At 44.1% G+C, this 19,393-nt stretch carries 16 protein-coding genes; 9 read left to right on the plus strand and 7 right to left on the minus strand.

Annotated elements, in window-relative coordinates; genetic code table 11:
• Positions 1-26: 26 nt before the first annotated feature.
• Genes sdhA through sdhC form a run of 3 tightly spaced genes read right to left on the minus strand, consistent with a single transcriptional unit; the run spans position 27 to position 2,522 of the window.
• Entirely contained in the window at positions 27-1,793 is a 1,767-nt protein-coding gene (gene sdhA / locus AB6N04_RS11180) for a succinate dehydrogenase flavoprotein subunit (RefSeq protein WP_369308376.1), read from the minus strand.
• A 1-nt stretch (position 1,794) separates the two neighbouring features.
• A complete protein-coding gene (gene sdhD / locus AB6N04_RS11185) occupies positions 1,795-2,139 on the minus strand; it encodes a succinate dehydrogenase membrane anchor subunit (protein ID WP_369308377.1) in 345 nt (114 codons plus the stop codon).
• On the minus strand, positions 2,133-2,522 hold the full coding sequence (gene sdhC, locus AB6N04_RS11190; protein WP_004909059.1) for a succinate dehydrogenase cytochrome b556 subunit: 390 nt from the start codon (positions 2,520-2,522) through the stop codon (positions 2,133-2,135). The genes sdhD and sdhC overlap by 7 nt, the downstream gene beginning before the upstream one ends.
• A gap of 674 nt (positions 2,523-3,196) precedes the next feature.
• Here sdhC and AB6N04_RS11195 point away from each other — a divergent pair.
• Positions 3,197-4,483 carry a citrate synthase gene (locus AB6N04_RS11195; protein WP_369308378.1) on the plus strand — a complete coding sequence of 429 codons (1,287 nt, stop codon included), beginning with the start codon at positions 3,197-3,199 and terminating at the stop codon, positions 4,481-4,483.
• 73 nt (positions 4,484-4,556) lie between these two features.
• Here AB6N04_RS11195 and AB6N04_RS11200 read toward each other — a convergent pair whose 3' ends face one another.
• Positions 4,557-5,315 carry a helix-turn-helix domain-containing protein gene (locus tag AB6N04_RS11200; protein WP_369308379.1) on the minus strand — a complete coding sequence of 253 codons (759 nt, stop codon included), beginning with the start codon at positions 5,313-5,315 and terminating at the stop codon, positions 4,557-4,559.
• A gap of 125 nt (positions 5,316-5,440) precedes the next feature.
• Between AB6N04_RS11200 and AB6N04_RS11205 the strand changes: the two genes are divergently transcribed.
• Entirely contained in the window at positions 5,441-6,574 is a 1,134-nt protein-coding gene (locus tag AB6N04_RS11205; RefSeq protein WP_369312079.1) for a multidrug effflux MFS transporter, read from the plus strand.
• 922 nt (positions 6,575-7,496) lie between these two features.
• On the opposite strand, the gene AB6N04_RS11210 is transcribed toward AB6N04_RS11205, so the two are convergent.
• Both AB6N04_RS11210 and AB6N04_RS11215 read right to left on the minus strand, forming a co-directional pair.
• Positions 7,497-8,240, minus strand: a complete 744-nt coding sequence (locus tag AB6N04_RS11210; protein WP_369308381.1) for a type 2 GTP cyclohydrolase I — start codon at positions 8,238-8,240, stop codon at positions 7,497-7,499.
• Between the two features lie 201 nt (positions 8,241-8,441).
• On the minus strand, positions 8,442-8,648 hold the full coding sequence (locus AB6N04_RS11215; RefSeq protein WP_369308382.1) for a YbfA family protein: 207 nt from the start codon (positions 8,646-8,648) through the stop codon (positions 8,442-8,444).
• A gap of 439 nt (positions 8,649-9,087) precedes the next feature.
• On the opposite strand from AB6N04_RS11215, the gene kdpF reads away from it, so the two are divergent.
• The 7 genes from kdpF to AB6N04_RS11250 all read left to right on the plus strand — a co-directional run bounded on the left by kdpF (position 9,088) and on the right by AB6N04_RS11250 (position 17,448).
• Positions 9,088-9,177, plus strand: coding sequence for a K(+)-transporting ATPase subunit F (kdpF, locus tag AB6N04_RS11220; protein WP_206085296.1), 90 nt, complete (start codon positions 9,088-9,090; stop codon positions 9,175-9,177).
• Position 9,178: 1 nt separating this feature from the next.
• Complete coding sequence (gene kdpA / locus AB6N04_RS11225) at positions 9,179-10,882, plus strand: potassium-transporting ATPase subunit KdpA (RefSeq protein WP_369308383.1); 1,704 nt, start codon at positions 9,179-9,181, stop codon at positions 10,880-10,882.
• 13 nt (positions 10,883-10,895) lie between these two features.
• Positions 10,896-12,959 (plus strand): potassium-transporting ATPase subunit KdpB, encoded by a 2,064-nt coding sequence (gene kdpB, locus AB6N04_RS11230; RefSeq protein WP_369308384.1) that lies wholly within the window; start codon positions 10,896-10,898, stop codon positions 12,957-12,959.
• Between the two features lie 10 nt (positions 12,960-12,969).
• Positions 12,970-13,560, plus strand: coding sequence for a potassium-transporting ATPase subunit KdpC (gene kdpC / locus AB6N04_RS11235; RefSeq protein WP_369308385.1), 591 nt, complete (start codon positions 12,970-12,972; stop codon positions 13,558-13,560).
• A gap of 11 nt (positions 13,561-13,571) precedes the next feature.
• The gene (gene kdpD / locus AB6N04_RS11240) at positions 13,572-16,259 is read left to right on the plus strand and encodes a two-component system sensor histidine kinase KdpD (protein ID WP_369308387.1); all 2,688 of its coding nucleotides are present in this window, start codon (positions 13,572-13,574) and stop codon (positions 16,257-16,259) included.
• Positions 16,260-16,275: 16 nt separating this feature from the next.
• A complete protein-coding gene (kdpE, locus tag AB6N04_RS11245; RefSeq protein ID WP_369308388.1) occupies positions 16,276-16,959 on the plus strand; it encodes a two-component system response regulator KdpE in 684 nt (227 codons plus the stop codon).
• Between the two features lie 93 nt (positions 16,960-17,052).
• Positions 17,053-17,448, plus strand: coding sequence for a DUF5329 family protein (locus AB6N04_RS11250; protein WP_369308389.1), 396 nt, complete (start codon positions 17,053-17,055; stop codon positions 17,446-17,448).
• Between the two features lie 233 nt (positions 17,449-17,681).
• Here the strand turns inward: AB6N04_RS11250 and glnS are convergent, their stop codons facing one another.
• Positions 17,682-19,349: a glutamine--tRNA ligase gene (gene glnS, locus AB6N04_RS11255; protein ID WP_369308390.1), complete on the minus strand. Its 1,668-nt coding sequence runs from the start codon at positions 19,347-19,349 to the stop codon at positions 17,682-17,684.
• Positions 19,350-19,393 lie beyond the last annotated feature (44 nt).

The following is a 19,393-nucleotide window of genomic DNA, read 5'->3' on the forward strand; positions in this document are numbered from 1 at the left end:
CTCCGCAACTGGATTAACACCACGCATTAGTAGGTACGAATTTTCGGTGGGAAGGCTTCACGCAGTTTTGGCTGCATGTTGACTTCACGACGCGTCATCGTTTCAGATTGCGGTAAATATAATGAGTGACATAACCAATTCGCATCATCACGATCTGGATAGTCAAAACGGCTATGGGCCCCACGACTTTCTGTACGGAAATTCGCTGCTTGCGCTGTTGCATAAGCGGTTTCCATCAGGTTATCCAGTTCTAAACATTCGATACGCTGCGTATTAAATTCTGTGGACGTATCATCAAGGCGTGCATTTTTCAGACGTTCACGGATCACTTTCAGCTCTTCTAAACCTTTCGCCATAGCATCACCTTCACGGAATACCGAGAAGTTATGCTGCATACAGGTTTGCAGTGCTTTACGAATTTCCGTTGGATCTTCGCCAGTACGTGCGTTTTCCCAACGATTAAAGCGCGTCATTGCCGCGTCAATGTCAGATTCAGAAGCATCACGCATAGAACCTTGTTCCATGATGGACTCTTTCAAATGCAGCCCCGCAGAACGACCAAATACCACTAAGTCGAGTAGTGAGTTACCCCCTAAACGGTTAGCGCCATGTACAGATACACACGCAATTTCCCCAACGGCAAACAGACCTGGGATCACTTCATCTTCGCCTTTTTCGTTATAGCGAATTGCTTGACCTGTCACTTTCGTTGGGATCCCCCCCATCATATAGTGACACGTTGGAATAACCGGAATAGGTTCTTTGATTGGGTCAACGTGAGCAAAGGTACGGGATAATTCAAGGATACCCGGTAAACGAGATTCCAGAACTTCTTTTCCTAAGTGATCCAGTTTCAGCTTAGCATGAGGCCCCCAAGGACCATCACAACCACGACCTTCACGGATTTCAATCATGATTGAACGTGCAACAACGTCACGACCTGCAAGGTCTTTGGCGTTTGGTGCATAACGTTCCATAAAGCGCTCGCCGTCTTTATTCAGCAAGTAACCACCTTCACCACGGCAACCTTCAGTGACCAGAACACCAGCCCCTGCAATCCCCGTCGGGTGGAATTGCCACATCTCCATATCTTGCAGAGGAACACCAGCACGTGCAGCCATACCCACGCCATCACCCGTATTGATATGGGCGTTAGTCGTTGATTGGTAAATACGGCCAGCTCCACCTGTTGCCAGAATGGTCGCTTTTGCTTTGAAGTAAACCAGCTCACCCGTTTCCATACAAATTGCAGTACAACCCACGATATCACCATCTTGATTTTTCACTAAATCAAGGGCATACCATTCAGAAAAAATTGTGGTGTGGTTTTTTAAGTTCTGCTGATACAGGGTATGTAATAGTGCGTGCCCAGTACGGTCAGCCGCAGCTGCGGTTCGTGCAGCTTGCTCACCACCGAAGTTTTTAGACTGGCCACCAAATGGACGTTGATAGATCCTTCCATCATCAAGGCGTGAGAATGGCAACCCCATATGTTCTAATTCAAGGATAGCTTCTGGCCCTGTTTTACACATATACTCAATAGCGTCTTGGTCACCGATATAGTCGGAGCCTTTAACTGTATCATACATGTGCCATTCCCAGTTATCCGGGTGCGTATTACCTAATGCTACCGTAATACCACCTTGTGCTGATACAGTATGAGAACGGGTTGGAAAGACTTTTGACAGCAGAGCACAAGATAAGCCCAACTGTGAAATTTGAAGTGCTGCGCGCATACCTGCACCACCAGCACCAATAACGATAGCGTCAAACTCTCTGATTGGCAGATTCATTTTATGCACCCCACACAACAATTGTTCCGTAAATTAAATAAGCCAACAGACCTACAATGATAGCCAATTGCAACACTAAGCGAATTGCCAGCGGCTTAACATAGTCAGTCAGCACTTGCCACATGCCAATCCACGCATGCACAAGGATCGAGAACAAGGTGAGGATGGTGAATACTTTCGTCACAGAAGAGGCAAAGAAACCACGCCAGACTTCATAGGTAATGTCGTTAATTGCAACAAAACCAACAACATACAGTACGTAGAGTGCGATAATTATCGCCGAGCCACGAATTAACAGCCAGTCCTGAATACCAGTACGGCCTAAAGCTGATGCATTACTTACCATACTAAGATCCCCGCCAGAATTGCCAGAATTACGGTAATAACAAATGTAATTTTTGCAGATGAGTTACCAGCAGCAAGGGTTTCATCAACACAGCCGAAATCCATTAACATATGACGAATACCACCACAAATGTGGTAAGCCAATGCAGTCAGGATGCCCCAAAGAATGAACTTAGCAAAAAAGCCAGTCATTATTTCAGACGCGTATTGAAAACCTTCTGGAGAGGAGAGAGATGTCCCTAACAACCAAAGCAGAATACCAACTGCGATGAGAGTAATGACGCCAGAGACACGGTGCAAGATCGAAGATATTGCAGTGATCGGGAAGTGGATCGTCTGCAAATCAAGGTTGACAGGTCTTTGTTTTTTCACAATTTTGCCCACACAGCTCTTTATTATTTTCCATCCTCCGGACCTGGGGTGGAAATCAGACAGCGACAGGGGTACAAAATGCAACTTAACACAAACTCTAATCCATCATGTTTAAATAAAGTTGCATACTGATCACGCTGGGAACTCCTACTACAGGGTAATCCGGAGACCTGCTGCTAGTATAAAGTCTTCACAATGCCATTACAATTCCCACACAAAATGTTTGGGGACATTTAGCCCGAACAGTGAGAAGGATCACGATTTAAACATTTTATATAAATGTGCTTATCTTATTTGACAATGATTCAACATTTATCTTACATATAGGTCTGGCAGAATTATCTTAACGGTGTGGTTGACGCTTCACTGTAAAAATAAAAAAACGTGAATGTTACAATGTTAGATACTCCACAATTTGAACTATGATGGGTATTAATAACAAAAGTTATGAAAGTTGTTCCTCTTACCACAAATAATGATATTGTAGGGAAAACAACAAAAAGAACATAACATCTACACACTCATAAACAACCTAATTACATTGTCGTCGGTCGTCAGATTTCAGGTTTTATGTGATAGCGAGCTGATTTCCAAAGCATACCGGTGGAACAATGCACAAAGACACAGTATAACGCTGAGTTTCTGGGTTGTTGGGTGTCGATTATCAAGCGCTAAGGAGACCATAAATGGCTGATAACAAAGCTAAGCTAATGACGAGTAGTGCGGGTGATATTGAACTCGATATTTTAAGCCCGACAATTGGTCAAGACGTTATCGATGTCCGAACTTTAGGTTCAAAAGGGTTCTTTACCTACGACCCTGGTTTTACTTCTACTGCATCCTGTGAATCAAAAATCACCTACATCGACGGTGAAAAAGGCGTACTACTGCACCGTGGTTTCCCTATTGACCAACTCGCTACCGAAGCCTCTTACCTCGAAGTCTGTTATATCCTGCTGTACGGTGAAGCTCCAACTCAAGAACAATACGACGTATTTAAAAATACAGTGACTCGCCATACCATGATCCATGAGCAAATTACTCGCATGCTTAATGGTTTCCGCCGTGACTCACACCCAATGGCGGTATTATGCGGCGTAACAGGTGCACTGGCAGCGTTCTATCACGATGCATTGGATGTTAACAATCCACGCCACCGTGAAATTACCGCTTATCGCTTGCTGTCCAAAATGCCAACCGTTGCAGCAATGTGTTATAAATATTCTATTGGCCAACCGTTTGTTTATCCACGTAATGATTTGTCATACGCGGGTAACTTCTTGTACATGATGTTCTCTACTCCATGTGAAGAATATACGGTAAACCCAGTCCTTGAACGTGCAATGGATCGTATTTTAATTTTGCACGCTGACCATGAACAAAATGCATCAACCTCAACCGTTCGTACAGCAGGCTCTTCAGGTGCCAACCCATTTGCTTGTATCGCAGCAGGTATCGCTTCACTGTGGGGACCTGCCCACGGTGGTGCTAACGAAGCTTGCTTGCGCATGCTTGAGGAAATTCAAACTGTTGAGCACATTCCTGAATTTATCGAACGTGCGAAAGACAAAAATGACTCTTTCCGCCTGATGGGCTTTGGTCACCGCGTCTATAAAAACCACGATCCACGCGCCACCGTAATGCGTGAAACTTGCCACGAAGTTCTAAACGAACTTGGCTTGAACGATAGCTTACTGGAAGTCGCTATGGAGTTGGAGCGTATCGCACTGAACGACCCGTACTTCATTGAGAAGAAACTGTACCCGAACGTTGACTTCTACTCAGGTATCATACTGAAAGCGATGGGGATCCCATCTTCAATGTTCACGGTGATTTTCGCCATTGCGCGTACCATAGGTTGGATTGCGCACTGGAACGAAATGCACGATGACGGCTTAAAAATTGCACGTCCTCGTCAGCTGTATACCGGTTATGACAAACGTGAATTCAACTCTGCATTAACAAAAAAATAATATTTCGTTAAGTTCAAACCCTACGTTAATTAAGACCTTGATTTTTCAAGGTCTTTTCTGTTTATCTAATCCTCTACTGTTGATACTCTCTTGGCGTCATTCCGCTCATTTTACGAAAAAAACTAATAAAGGCGCTATCACTAGTCAGGCCAAGCTCTTGAGTAATAAAGTAATATGGTTTTCCTTGAGCCAATAATTCAACCGCTTTCATAAACCGCCATTGCTGTCGCCATGTTTGATACGTCATGCCTGTCTCTTTCAAAAAAATACGGGTGATCGTCTTTTCGCTAGCGCCAATATTTTGAGCAAGTTGATTCAAATTTGGGGGTAATTGTTCGATATCGAGGCGATTAAAGCGCCTATCTTGCGGTAAAGAAAGTAACGTCGGCTCGGTTGTGGCAGCTTGCAGCTCATCAATAAAAACAGGTAGTAAATTTGCGAGCCTTCCCTTTTGCCAATCGCTATCAAATGGTGCGATGGCTATCCGCTCTAATAACTCCCTTAACAACGGTGAAATACTCAAAATCACCACGTCATCCCCCACTTTTTCGGCATATTTTTCACTTAAATAAATAGACCGATAGCCCACCGAGGCGCGCATTTGTGCGCGATGGCGAACAAAAGGAGGGATCCACGCCACCCTGCCGGGAGGTAACAGTGATAGACGGTTATCTAGGGAGATGCGAATACATCCCTGCTGAGTAAACAGCAGTTGCCCCATTTCATGCATGTGGGTTCCTGAATCATGCTGCCCCATCTGTGCCGCAATCCCCAAAACTGGAGATTGATACCAATGAGTTTGAAACTCATCCGTTTGATTTAACCACGCCATAAATGTCTCTTTTTTGATATTTATAGTCTTTATTATAGTAATAAGACATTAAAATTATCACTAAACTGCTCACCATTGAAAGGTTAGACCATTATTTTTTTATTACTCAGGGCAGGAAAATGCATATCAAACCCTCTCTTTCATTATGGCTAGCGGTGGCCTTAATGATGTTCCCACAAATTGTGGAAACCATCTACAGCCCAGCATTGACTGACATTGCGAGCGCTTTTTCAGTCAATGCGGAACAAGCCTCACAAACCCTTTCGCTCTATTTCTTTGCATTTGCATTGGGCGTGGTGTTTTGGGGAAGAGCATGTGACACCCTAGGCCGTCGTCCAACAATTTTAGCGGGCCTGTTAGTTTATGGAATAGCCGCGATAGGGGCTTTATTTATTGATCAATTTTACGGGCTACTGCTGCTGCGAATGTTAGCCGCTTTTGGTGCCGCAGTCGGCTCTATTGGTACACAGACGGTAATGCGCGATAGCTATCAAGGCCATGAATTAGCGAAAGTTTTCTCAATTATGGGCATTGCATTAGCCATTAGCCCTGCATTAGGTATGTTATCTGGTGCTGGGCTAGCCAGTTTGGCGGGTTATCGTGGTGTTTTTACTGGTTTAGCGATTTTAGCCATCGTACTTTTACTGTGGTCAATGTATCGTTTACCGGAAACTCGCCCTGAAAATGTGACTAAAGTCCCATTTATGGAGACATTTTTACGGATGATCACCGATAAAGAAATTATGAGAAATGTGATCCTAATAGCATTTTTCAACATTAATTTATTTAGCTATTATCAGCTGGCACCTTTCAGTTTTGAACAATTAATGCTCACCCAACAACAATTTGGTCTTACAGGGATTTTATTAGCTCTTGGCGTGGGATTAGGTTCGATGATTAACCGCTATTTATTGGCTAAAAAACACACATCCGAGCAACTTGTTAAGCTATCGAGTGCTATTTCTGTTGTTAGTGGCTGTATAGTTTTTGTTCTGATGGATTCTATTTGGTTCGTTTTACCCGTAATTGGCATCGTTATTGGCTACGGAATTGCGATACCGAACATCCTTGCCCATGCATTAAATCGCTATAGCGATAGAAAAGGCACGGCTGGCGCAATCTTGGGTTTACTCTATTACATAGGGTTAGCCATTGGGTTAATGGTCGCAGGTTGGAGTCAGCACTTAGGTTTAGTGCTGACTATCTCAAGTTTGCTTCTGCTTCTTGCGTCATTACGCTATCGCATTGATACAAATTAAGTTTTTATTTTACTATTCACAAATCATTTTCTAAATAGTTCGCGTTGTGGCTAGGCGGCAAATAAGGATAGCTTGGGGAGCATACACCAGTATGTGACTGGGGATTTGCGAGTGAAGGCAACACCACCACAGCTCGAAATATGACAAAAACTTAATTCTCTAAATAGTTCGCGTTGTGGCTAGGCAGCAAATAAGGATAGCTTGGGGAGCATACACCAGTATATGACTGGGGATTTGCGAGTGAAGCCAACACCACCACAGCTCGCAATATGACAAAAACTTAATTCTCTAAATAGTTCGCGTTGTGGCTAGGCGGCAAATGAAGATAGCTTGTGGAGCATACACCAGTATGTGACTGGGGATTTGCGAGTGAAGCCAACACCGCCACAGCTCGAAATATGACAAAAACTTAATTCTCTAAATAGTTCGCGTTGTGGCTAGGTGGCAAATAAGGATAGCTTGGGGAGCATACACCAGTATGTGACTGGGGATTTGCGAGTGAAGCCAACACCGCCACAGCTCGAAATATGACAAAAACTTAATTCTCTAAATAGTTCGAGTTGTGGCTAGGCGGCAAATGAGGATAGCTTGGGGAGCATACACTAGTATGTGACCCAAGTATCCGAGTGAAGCCAACACCACCACAGCTCGAAATATGACAAAAACTTAATTCTCTAAATAGTTCGAGTTGTGGCAAGGCGGCAAGTGAGGATAGCTTGGGGAGCATACACTAGTATGTGACCCAAGTATCCGAGTGAAGCCAACACCGCCACAGCTCGAAATATGACAAAAACTTAATTCTCTAAATAGTTCGAGTTGTGGCAAGGCGGCAAGTGAGGATAGCTTGGGGAGCATACACTAGTATGTGACCCAAGTATCCGAGTGAAGCCAACACCGCCACAGCTCGAAATATGACGAGAATTTAGGCTGGATTATCAATATCGATAAACTCGGCATCTAACCCCTGCTCATCGACTAACCACTTAGTTAGTGCTTTAATCCCATAACGCTCCGTTGCGTGGTGACCTGCACTGTAGAAATGGATCCCCATCTCCCTTGCTATATGGATTGTTTGTTCTGAAACTTCCCCTGTTACAAAAGCATCTACACCAAATTCAGCAGCTTGCAGAATGAAGCCTTGCCCGCCCCCTGTGCACCAAGCAATTTGGCGAATTTCTTCTTTCGCATTATCGCCACAGTGCAGGACTTTACGACCTAAGCGTGTTTCTAAACGCTCGGTTAATTCAGTTGGGGTTATTGGCTGATCAAAAAAACCAAATGGCATTAATGGGTCAATTTGACCATTTATTTGCACGCCCATGATATAAGCGAGCTGAGTGTTGTTACCTAATTGATGATGAGCATCTAAAGGAAGGTGATAACCATAAAGATTAATATCATTGGCTAATAAAGTTTTTAAGCGATTCTTTTTCATGCCTTTAATCAGGACTGGCTCATTTTTCCAAAAATAGCCATGATGAACAATCACCGCATCCGCTTTTTTCTCAACGGCGACATCTAACAACGCTTGGCAGGCCGTGACACCCGTGATAATTTTATGCACATGGGGACGTCCCTCAACTTGCAATCCATTTGGTGCAAAATCTTGAAACTCATTGACCTTGAGCTCATCGTTAATGATTTCTTCTAATCTTAAGTTATGCATTATGTTGTCCTTTTGACTGCACAGCGAATCTATAACACCATTTTGAATGTAATTTGCTGATAATCAATAAGCATAAACGGAAACCCCATTTTTTTGTGTTAGTTGAAGCCCATCATTTGAAAAGAAATAAGAGAAATAAAAAACAAAACCCCCACAATAAACAATTGCAGGGGTTGTCATTTTAAGACTTAACACACTGGATTAGCGATGGCTTTCAAGTGTTGTCTCTGAACGTTCTAACCACACAGGTTTGTCACTTGTTTTCGACCAAACTTTGTTTAAGTAACTGTAATATTTAGCTCTTTTTGGATGAAAAACCATAACCGGAAACGCAATAATGCCAGCTGTTACAGCGGCAGTGCGGCGTGCAATTACCTGATTACGGGAATATTCGCGGTATGTGGACATCGATATCCTCCTTCAGTTGCCACTTTATTTGTCGATCCCAGCATTGCTCTAAAAAACTCCCCAAGTACAACCATTTCGCAGAGCGACTAAAACCGAACAGATAATATGAGTATTTATTGACTACACATAGAATAACGCAAATTGTGTAATAAAACTACTCATCTGACCACTAAAATTAAAATATTACAGATAACTTCTTATTATTCTGTATTTTTATTACAAAATTTAACCAAAAACCGTTTTAAACAAACATTTTTGCAACAACCAAGCAACAAACTATATTTTAAGTATTGGTACTTAACCCTTAAAAGAGGGCAACTTTCCCCCCAGCGAAATAGCTATTTTTATACTTTTTTTACACCCAGCCTTATTTTTTTATCAGCTTCTTTACAACGAACGCCCTAAGCTCATCTCATGGAAATAATAAGGAGAAAATACTGTGTCATTACTTTCCATTTTTGGGGCAGTTCTCGTTGTTCTACTGCTGGTTTATCTGATTTACGCCCTGCTTAACGCGGAGGATTTCTGATATGGCCACCACATCATTTTTGCTGATTGGCAGCTTTCTTCTGGTCTTGATCATATTCGCTAAACCACTAGGTAATGGGATTACACGACTCATTGACGGAGATATCCCTCGTCGCTTAGCAGCAAGTGAATCATTACTTTGGCGCTTAGCTGGCGTTAAACAGCCTGGGAGAGAGGCTGCCGAAATGAATTGGCTGCAATATGCGTTAGCCATTATTTTATTTAATGTGCTTGGCTTTATTATCCTGTTCGCTATTTTGGTGTTTCAGGGCCACTTGCCACTCAATCCACAACACTTTGCGGGGATGAGCTGGGATTTAGCCTTTAATACCGCGATAAGCTTTGTGGCAAACACGAACTGGCAATCCTACAGCGGTGAAAACACGCTGAGTTATTTAAGCCAAATGGCTGGTTTAACCGTGCAAAATTTCCTCTCTGCCTCAACAGGTATCGCCGTCGCTTTTGCCTTGATCCGTGCCTTTTCTCGTCATGGCAGTAAAACACTGGGTAACGCATGGGTGGATATTTACCGCATTACCTTCTATTTATTGTTTCCCCTCGCCATTGTTTTCGCCTTATTTTTTGTCAGCCAAGGGGTGATCCAAAACTTTTCTGACTACCTCTTAGTCGATAATTTAGATAACACGACACAGCTGTTACCTATGGGCCCAGTGGCATCCCAAGAAGCGATCAAATTACTAGGAACCAATGGCGGTGGTTTCTTTGGAGCAAACTCTTCTCATCCGTTTGAAAACCCCACCGCACTGAGTAATTTTGTCCAAATGCTGGCGATATTTTTAATTCCTACTGCTTTGTGTTTCGCCTTCGGCCGTTCTGTGGGGGATAACAAACAAGGACATACCTTGTTGTGGGTTATGGGGATTATTTTTGTGATCGCCGCGATTGTGGTTATTAAAGCAGAATATGTGGGCAATCCATTTTTAAGTGAGCTACACGCCAATAGCAACGCCAATATGGAGGGTAAAGAAAGCCGCTTTGGTATTCTTTCTTCTGCTTTATATGCCGTTGTCACAACAGCAGCCTCATGTGGTGCCGTCAATGCCATGCACGACTCCTATACTGCGCTCGGTGGTATGGTACCAATGTGGTTAATGCAAATTGGTGAAGTCATTTTCGGCGGTGTCGGTTCTGGGTTGTACGGAATGTTATTGTTTGTCCTACTCGCGGTCTTCCTTGCCGGGCTGATGATTGGTCGTACCCCAGAATACTTAGGTAAAAAAATTGAAGTGCGTGAAATGAAGATGGTCGCACTCGCAATTTTAGTAACCCCTACCTTAGTGTTAGTTGGTACAACGATAGCATTAATGACCGATGCAGGACGTGCCGGTATTTTAAACCCAGGCGCACATGGCTTTAGTGAAGTGTTATACGCATTTTCATCCGCTGCTAATAACAATGGCAGTGCTTTTGCAGGATTAAGTGCCAATACCCCGTTCTATAATGTGCTACTCGCTATCGCTATGTTTGCTGGTCGCTTTGGGGTTATCTTGCCTGTCCTCGCTATCGCAGGTTCTATGGCACTCAAAAAATCTCAAGCACAGAGTCAAGCAACATTGCCGACTTCAGGTCCACTCTTTATTGGCTTATTAATCTTTACTGTCCTCCTTATTGGTGCACTGACTTTTGTTCCTGCTCTGGCATTAGGTCCAATTGCGGAGCAGTTGCAAATAGGTTTTGCGGGATAATCAGGGGAAAAAAATGAAAAAGCAAAAAACACCTTTATTCGATAAAAAATTAATCAAACAATCTATTTTTGATGCTGCCAAAAAATGTACCCCCCAAGCACAATGGCGTAATCCTGTCATGTTTGTGGTATATGTCGGCAGCCTGATAACGACCTTACTATGGGCAGCCATGGCGACAGGTTTGACTGACGGAAGCGCGTGGTTTAGCGCAGTGGTCACCCTGTGGTTATGGTTTACTGTGCTATTCGCCAATTTTGCTGAAGCACTGGCCGAAGGACGCAGTAAAGCCCAAGCTCAGAGTTTAAAAGGCGTAAAACAGCAAAGTAATGCCACACGCCTTACCGCTGCATCGTTGGAAGCAAGTCAAGAAACTGTCAGCTCTGATCAATTGCGCAAGGGGGATATTGTGCTGATCCGTGCAGGTGAAACCATCCCTTGCGATGGAGAAGTCCTTGAGGGGGGCGCATCTGTGGATGAAAGTGCGATCACCGGGGAATCGGCGCCAGTGATCCGCGAGTCAGGCGGTGACTTTTCCTCCGTCACAGGAGGCACTCGCGTACTGTCTGACTGGCTGATTGTTGAATGTACCGTAAACCCCGGGGAAACTTTCCTAGACCGCATGATCTCCATGGTGGAAGGTGCGCAACGCCGCAAAACACCAAATGAAATCGCCTTGACCATTTTGTTAACCGCGTTAACCATTATCTTTGTACTCGTTTGTGCAACTTTGTATCCATTTACTGTTTTTGCCGCAGAGTACGCTGGTGCTGGCAGTGCAGTTTCTCTATTAGTGCTGATCGCATTATTAATTTGCTTGATCCCAACGACTATTGGCGGGTTGCTCTCGTCCATCGGTGTGGCTGGCATGAGCCGTATGTTAGGGGCAAATGTGATAGCCACCAGCGGGCGTGCTGTTGAAGCTGCTGGGGATGTGGATGTTTTATTACTCGATAAAACGGGCACTATCACGCTCGGAAATCGCCAAGCTTCTGAGTTTCTGCCTGTAACAGGTATCACCGAGGAGCAACTGGCAGATGCGGCGCAACTCTCTTCTCTCGCCGATGAAACCCCTGAAGGCCGTAGTATTGTGGTGCTCGCAAAACAAAAATTCAATTTACGCGAGAGAGATATTCACGGAATGAATGCGACTTTCGTCCCCTTTTCCGCGATGACTCGCATGAGCGGCGTTAACGTTGGAGAACGAATGATCCGCAAAGGCTCTGCTGATGCTATTCGTCGCTATGTTGAAGCTAATCATCAAAAATTCCCTGAGGAAGCCGACAAATTAGTGGAAAAAGTGGCCCATTTAGGTGGCACACCACTAGTGGTCGTTGATGACCAAACGGTTCTTGGTGTTGTTGCACTAAAAGACATCGTCAAAGGCGGAATGAAAGAACGGTTTGCCCAAATGCGCAGTATGGGGATCAAAACCGTGATGATCACGGGTGACAACCACTTAACAGCGGCAGCTATTGCGGCAGAAGCCGGCGTTGATGATTTCCTTGCTGAGGCAACCCCCGAAGCGAAACTCGCCTTGATCCGCCAATACCAATCAGAAGGCAGATTAGTTGCCATGACCGGTGACGGAACAAATGATGCCCCCGCACTCGCTCAAGCCGATGTTGCTGTCGCCATGAACTCGGGGACTCAAGCCGCGAAAGAAGCGGGGAATATGGTGGATTTAGACTCAAACCCAACCAAACTCATTGAAGTTGTACACATTGGTAAACAAATGCTGATGACCCGTGGTTCACTGACGACTTTCAGTATCGCAAATGACATCGCCAAATACTTTGCCATTATCCCCGCCGCCTTTGCTGTGACATGGCCGCAACTAAATGCATTAAATGTCATGCAGTTGCATTCACCTGCATCGGCCTTGCTCTCTGCGGTGATCTTCAACGCTCTGATTATTGTCTTTTTGATCCCACTGGCGCTCAAAGGTGTAAATTACCGCCCAATGAGCTCCCAATCACTTTTGCAACGCAACTTAGGCTTATACGGCTTAGGAGGCTTGCTTGTGCCATTCGTGGGGATCAAATTGATCGATATGTTTATTAGCTTGTTTGGTATTTAAGGATTCAATTATGAACATGATCCGTTCATCTATTATCATGTTATTGGTATTAACCCTTTTAACAGGAATAGCCTACCCCCTGATCGTGACTGGGCTTGCGAATGTCTTTTTCCCATGGCAGGCAAAAGGCTCTTTAATCACACTCGATGAGCATATTGTTGGTTCCAAATTGATTGGGCAAAATGTACAAAGTGAAGGGTACTTCCATGGTCGCCCTTCCGCCACCGCAGAAATGGCATACAACCCACTTGCGTCAGGAGGTAGCAATCTTGCGGTGAGTAACCCCTTGTTACAACAAACGATGGCGGAACGTAGTAAACTACTGCGTGCTCAGAACCCAGAAGCCGGTAATGCTATTCCTGTCGATCTACTGACGGCTTCTGCCAGCGGGCTTGATCCAAATATTTCGGTTGATGCCGCTATTTACCAAGCACCGCGCATTGCGAAGAACAGACAAATTCCATTAGAGGCCGTAAAATCATTAATTACGGCACAAACCGAAACGGCATTATTGCCCTTTTTAGGCGAACCTATTGTGAATGTGCTACAACTGAATTTGGCACTTGATGAATATATGCAGCAAAAAAATAGCCAACGTTGATAAGGTGAGTTATGAAAAATCAGGAACCTGCTCGCCCAAACCCGGATGACTTATTGGTAAAAGCCAATGAAGATGGCAGAGGTAAATTAAAGATCTTTTTCGGCGCCTGTGCTGGCGTCGGGAAAACCTATGCCATGTTACAAGAAGCTCAACGCTTACGCTCACAAGGGTTAGACGTTCTTATCGGGGTGGTGGAAACCCATGAGCGGGAAGAAACCGCAGCATTATTGGACGGGCTTTCCGTGTTGCCGCAGAGAAAATTACAGCATCGAGGTCGCCGCTTAAATGCGTTTGATATTGATGCAGCAATCGCGAGACACCCTGCGATTATACTCATGGATGAATTAGCATTTAGTAACCCAACAGGTAGCCGGCACCCAAAACGCTGGCAAGATGTTGAAGAGTTATTAGATGCAGGCATTGATGTGCTCACTACCATTAACGTTCAACATATTGAAAGTTTGAATGATATTGTGGGAAGTATTACGGGTATTCGTGTTCGTGAAACGGTGCCTGATCATATTTTTGACGCTGCTGATGAAGTGGTATTAGTCGACTTACCCCCTGACGATTTACGCCAACGCCTTAAAGAAGGCAAAGTGTATATTCCAGGACAAGCTGAACGCGCCATTGAGCATTTTTTCCGTAAAGGGAATTTAATCGCATTACGTGAACTAGCCTTACGCCGCACCGCAGATCGTGTTGATGAGCAAATGCGAGAGTTCCGTGACGGTAAAGGGGAAGCCCCGGTTTGGCACACTCGTGATGGGCTTCTATTATGCATCGGCCATAATATGGGTAATGAAAAACTGGTGCGCGCTGCCGCCCGTCTTGCCGCAAAATTGGCTAGTGTGTGGCATGCGGTTTATGTCGAAACGCCAACACTCCACAAACTCCCTGAAGCCCAACGCCGTGCGGTATTAAAAGCACTGCGCCTTGCTCAAGATTTAGGTGCAGAAACTGCCACTTTATCCGACTCTTCGGAAGAAAAAGCCATTCTCCGTTATGCACGGGAACATAATTTAGGCAAGATATTGATTGGTCGCCGCGATAAGCACCGTAAATGGCCAAAATTCAATTTCCGCCCCGGCTTTGCTGAACGTTTAGGTAAATTAGGTCCTGATCTTGATTTAGTCATTGTTGCTCTTGAAGAAAAAAGTGATTGGGATAAAGAACCCGAAAGAAAGCCCTTTTCTGAAAAATGGCGCTCTGATTTAAACGGCTACTTGATGGCTATCGTGATGTGCGCAGCTATCACCTTATTTTCAAGAACATTTTTACTCGCTCTAGACAAAGCTAACCTTGTAACACTGTACCTACTGGGCGTGGTACTTATTGCGCTCTTTTATGGTCGCCGCCCATCTATTTTTGCCGCCCTCATTAATGTTATTAGCTTTGACCTGTTTTTTGTCCAACCCCATTTCTCCCTTGCTATCATGGACATGCAGTACTTAGTGACTTTTACGGTGATGTTAATTGTCGGTGTCGTTGTGGGGAACCTCACCGCCGGTATGCGCTATCAGGCGCGCATTGCACGCTATCGGGAACAACGAACTCGCCATTTGTACGAAATGACAAAAGAATTAGGGCAAGCGCTCAATACAGAAGATATTGGTAAAACAGGCTATCATTTTCTTAATAACGCCTTTCAAGCCAAAAGCTGTTTATTAATCCCCGATGAAAATGGCGATTTATTGCCACTGTTATGTGATGGTCACACGCCCATGCAAATTGATAAAGCCATTGCCAAATGGAGTTTTGATAAACGCCAGCCCGCTGGTGCAGGGACGGATACCCTGCCGAGCGTACCTTATCAATTACAACCGATCACAACCACAGACCAAACCTTAGCGGTATTAGCCATTGAACCGCGCAACTTACGCCAACTGATGATCCCTGAACAACAACGCATGCTGCAAACCTTTACAGGGTTGATCGCGAGTGCCCTTTCGCGCTTAGCACTGACAAAACAAGCAGAATCCGCCAAATTAGATATTGAACGGGAGCAGCTACGTAATTCGCTACTGGCGGCACTTTCTCACGACCTAAAAACGCCACTTACCGTTTTATTTGGTCAAACAGAAATCTTGATGCTGAATTTATCCGCAGAAAACTCACCACTGACGGAGCAAGTTAACCAAATGCGACAACAAGTGCTGAGTACTTCGCGTTTAGTGAATAATTTACTCGACATGGCACGTTTGCAATCGGGCAGCATCCAACCCAATCTTGAATGGGAATCCGTGCAAGAAATAGCCAGTAGCGCCATCAGAACATTGGATTACACGTTACACAGTCACCCATTGGAAATTAATATTCCTGCTGATTTGCTATTATATTGTGATGCAATGTTGATTGAGCGAGTATTCATTAATTTATTGGAAAATGCTGTAAAATATAGCCATAAAGATACGCCGATTGGTATTAATGGTCATATTGAAGGGCAGAAAATTCATATTGAAGTCTGGGATGCCAGCAATGCTATTCCGGATGGGCAGGAAAAAACGATTTTTGATAAATTTTCCCGAGCACAAAAAGAATCAGCGATCCCTGGTGTTGGCCTTGGTCTTGCCATCTGCCGTGCTATTATTCAATTACATGACGGGGAAATTTGGGCACAAAATAATAATAAAGGTGGAGCTAGCTTTCACTTTGTTTTACCTTTAAAACAACTCCCTGATATTGAAGCTGAAGTTTAGGAGATAATACCCCATTGTGAGCAGCCATCAAATCCTGATTGTGGAAGATGAAAAAGAAATTCGCCGCTTTGTCCGACTCGCATTGGAGGGAGAGGGCTGGAAAGTCTTTGAAGCTGAAAATTGCCAACGGGGTTTGATTGAAGCGGGTACAAGGCAGCCCGATTTACTTATTTTAGACCTCGGGCTACCTGATGGTGATGGCCTTGATTTAATTCGTGATTTACGTAAATGGAGCAGTATACCGATTATTGTGTTATCTGCCCGTGAAGAAGAATCACAAAAGGTTGCCGCTCTTGATGCAGGTGCTGATGATTATTTAACTAAACCTTTTGGTATCAGTGAATTGCTAGCCCGTGTCCGCGTTGCCTTGCGCCGTTTTGGCAAAGCGACACAAGAAAACTCGCTATTTCAATTTGGTGATATAACTGTCGATTTTATTAACCGAATTGTCACTAAGCAAAGCGAAGAGTTACACCTTACCCCTATTGAGTTTCGCTTACTCAGCGAATTAGTTGCCAATAGTGGTAAGGTATTGACTCAGCGACATTTATTATTGCAGGTGTGGGGGCCTAGTTACATTGAGCACAACCATTATTTGCGAATTTATATGGGGCATTTACGGCAAAAACTGGAAAATGACCCTACCCGCCCCATCCATCTATTAACAGAAACGGGCATTGGCTATCGGTTTATGCCATAAACCATTTTGCCACCCTATTCTCAGAATCTTTCCGTTAGTTTAAAACCCTTGGCTGGCTATAATTTCTCCCTTATTTTCTATGGAGAGAAATTCGTGCAATCATTAACAGCTCAGCTATCCAAACGTTTTGCATCTGTATTAGTCCTTTTTTTAGGGATTTTTGTCACAACCCAAGCCCTTGCTTTAAGCCCAGAAGAAAAAACTCGCACCGAGTCTTTACTGGTAGAACTGGGTAAGCAACAAAAGCTGGTATTTATGCGTAATGGCACAGAGCACAGTGCAGCCGATGCAGAAGCCCATTTACGCTTAAAATTACGTAAAACAGAAAAACGCCTAAACACCACCGAACAATTTATTGACAATGTGGCCTCAAAATCCTCCATTACAGGGGAGGTATACCAAGTTAAAGATGCTCAAGGAAATGTCTTTTCTGCCAATCAATATTTACATGATTTATTAAAAGAAAAAGTAGATAACAAGCCTGAATAAGTTTTGTCATATTCCATAAAAAAGCCGACATTTGATATGTCGGCTTTTTTGTCTTTCTCTTTTTGGCTTTAAGCAGCATCGGGTCTCTAGAGATTTACTCAAAGCCATCCTCTAAATCATTTGTATTGTAGGAAAGCGGCAAATCCACTAGCCCCTAGAGGCATACATTAAGTCTGTGACTTGGGCTAGTGGGTGAAGCCAACGCACCTACAGGGCGAAAGATGACGAGGATTTTAGTTTGACTCGATTTTCGCCCAAGTGTCTCTCAACCCAACAGTCCGGTTAAATACCAGATGTTCTGGAGTGCTTAACTTATTATCTGCACAAAAATACCCTTCACGCTCAAACTGATAGGCTTTCTCGGCAACCGCGTCTTTCAAGCTTGGCTCCACAAAACCTTGGCGGATCACTAACGATTCTGGGTTAATTACCGATAAGAAATCCTCTTCTGCCCCCGGATTTGGAACAGTAAACAGACGATCATACAGGCGAATTTCCGCTGGCAGTGCATGTTGTACGCTCACCCAGTGAATAACACCTTTGACTTTACGACCATCCGCAGGATCTTTGTTCAATGTGTCCGCATCATAAGTACAGAAAATGGTTGTGATGTTGCCATCCGCATCTTTTTCCACACGCTCAGCTTTAATGATATAAGCATTACGTAAACGCACTTCTTTACCTAACACCAAACGTTTAAATTGGCGATTTGCCTCTTCGCGGAAATCTGCACGATCGATGTAGATTTCGTTGCTAAATGGCACTTGCCGTGTCCCCATCTCAGGGTTATTTGGATGGTTTGGCGCAGTTAAAATTTCTTCGCCCGCAGGCATATTTTCAATCACCACACGTACTGGGTCAATAACCGCCATAGCACGTGGTGCTGACACATTCAGGTCATCACGAATACATGACTCTAATGACGCCATTTCGACGTTATTATCTTGTTTAGTCACACCAATACGTTGGCAGAATTCACGAATAGATGCAGCCGTGTAACCACGGCGGCGTAACCCTGAAATGGTCAACATGCGTGGGTCATCCCAACCGTTAACGTGCTTTTCTGTCACTAATTGGTTCAACTTACGTTTAGACATCACGGTATATTCCAGATTCAGACGAGAAAACTCGTACTGACGTGGATGACAGTCAATCGTGATGTTATCCAGCACCCAGTCATATAAACGACGGTTATCTTGGAATTCCAATGTACATAAAGAGTGCGTGATCCCTTCTAGCGCATCAGAAATACAATGCGTGAAATCATACATTGGATAAATGCACCATTTATTACCAGACTGGTGGTGCTCTGCAAATTTAATGCGGTATAAAACGGGATCGCGCATGACCATAAATGGCGATGCCATATCGATTTTTGCACGTAAACACGCTTTACCTTCGTCAAAACCACCATCACGCATTTTTTCAAATAATGCGAGGTTATCTTCGATTAGGCGTTCACGGTACGGACTATTTTTACCCGGCTCTTTCAATGTGCCACGGTACTCGCGAATTTGTTCAGGGCTCAACTCATCAACATAAGCGAGGCCTTTTTTAATCAACTCAATCGCGTATTGATATAAGGTATCAAAGTAATCAGAAGAGTAACGAACATCCCCCGACCACTCAAAACCCAACCATTTGACGTCTTCTTGGATTGAGTTAACGTATTCGACATCTTCTTTAACAGGGTTAGTATCGTCAAAACGTAAGTTGCACTGCCCCTGATAGTCCTTTGCAATGCCAAAGTTCAAGCAGATTGATTTCGCATGACCAATATGTAAATAGCCATTCGGTTCTGGTGGAAAACGGGTGTGGACCGTCGTGTGTTTTCCGCTCGCCAGATCTTCATCTATGATCTGACGGATAAAATTTGTTGGGCGAGCATCTGCCTCATTCATTGTCATCATTCCTCAATGCCAAAAGCGCGCTAAAAGCGGTTAGT

It is taken from the genome of Providencia rettgeri, assembly GCF_041075285.1.
GTDB classification, from domain to species: domain Bacteria; phylum Pseudomonadota; class Gammaproteobacteria; order Enterobacterales; family Enterobacteriaceae; genus Providencia; species Providencia rettgeri_G.

Excerpts from the sequence above, each read along its gene's own strand:
- sdhD (WP_369308377.1), bottom strand. The coding sequence starts at position 2,139 with ATGGTAAGTAATGCATCAGCTTTAGGCCGTACTGGTATTCAGGACTGG.
- glnS (WP_369308390.1), bottom strand. The coding sequence starts at position 19,349 with ATGAATGAGGCAGATGCTCGCCCAACAAATTTTATCCGTCAGATCATA.
- AB6N04_RS11195 (WP_369308378.1), top strand. The coding sequence starts at position 3,197 with ATGGCTGATAACAAAGCTAAGCTAATGACGAGTAGTGCGGGTGATATT.
- kdpC (WP_369308385.1), top strand. The coding sequence starts at position 12,970 with ATGAACATGATCCGTTCATCTATTATCATGTTATTGGTATTAACCCTT.
- AB6N04_RS11200 (WP_369308379.1), bottom strand. The coding sequence starts at position 5,315 with ATGGCGTGGTTAAATCAAACGGATGAGTTTCAAACTCATTGGTATCAA.
- kdpB (WP_369308384.1), top strand. The coding sequence starts at position 10,896 with ATGAAAAAGCAAAAAACACCTTTATTCGATAAAAAATTAATCAAACAA.
- sdhA (WP_369308376.1), bottom strand. The coding sequence starts at position 1,793 with ATGAATCTGCCAATCAGAGAGTTTGACGCTATCGTTATTGGTGCTGGT.
- AB6N04_RS11210 (WP_369308381.1), bottom strand. The coding sequence starts at position 8,240 with ATGCATAACTTAAGATTAGAAGAAATCATTAACGATGAGCTCAAGGTC.
- kdpA (WP_369308383.1), top strand. The coding sequence starts at position 9,179 with ATGGCCACCACATCATTTTTGCTGATTGGCAGCTTTCTTCTGGTCTTG.
- kdpD (WP_369308387.1), top strand. The coding sequence starts at position 13,572 with ATGAAAAATCAGGAACCTGCTCGCCCAAACCCGGATGACTTATTGGTA.
- AB6N04_RS11215 (WP_369308382.1), bottom strand. The coding sequence starts at position 8,648 with ATGTCCACATACCGCGAATATTCCCGTAATCAGGTAATTGCACGCCGC.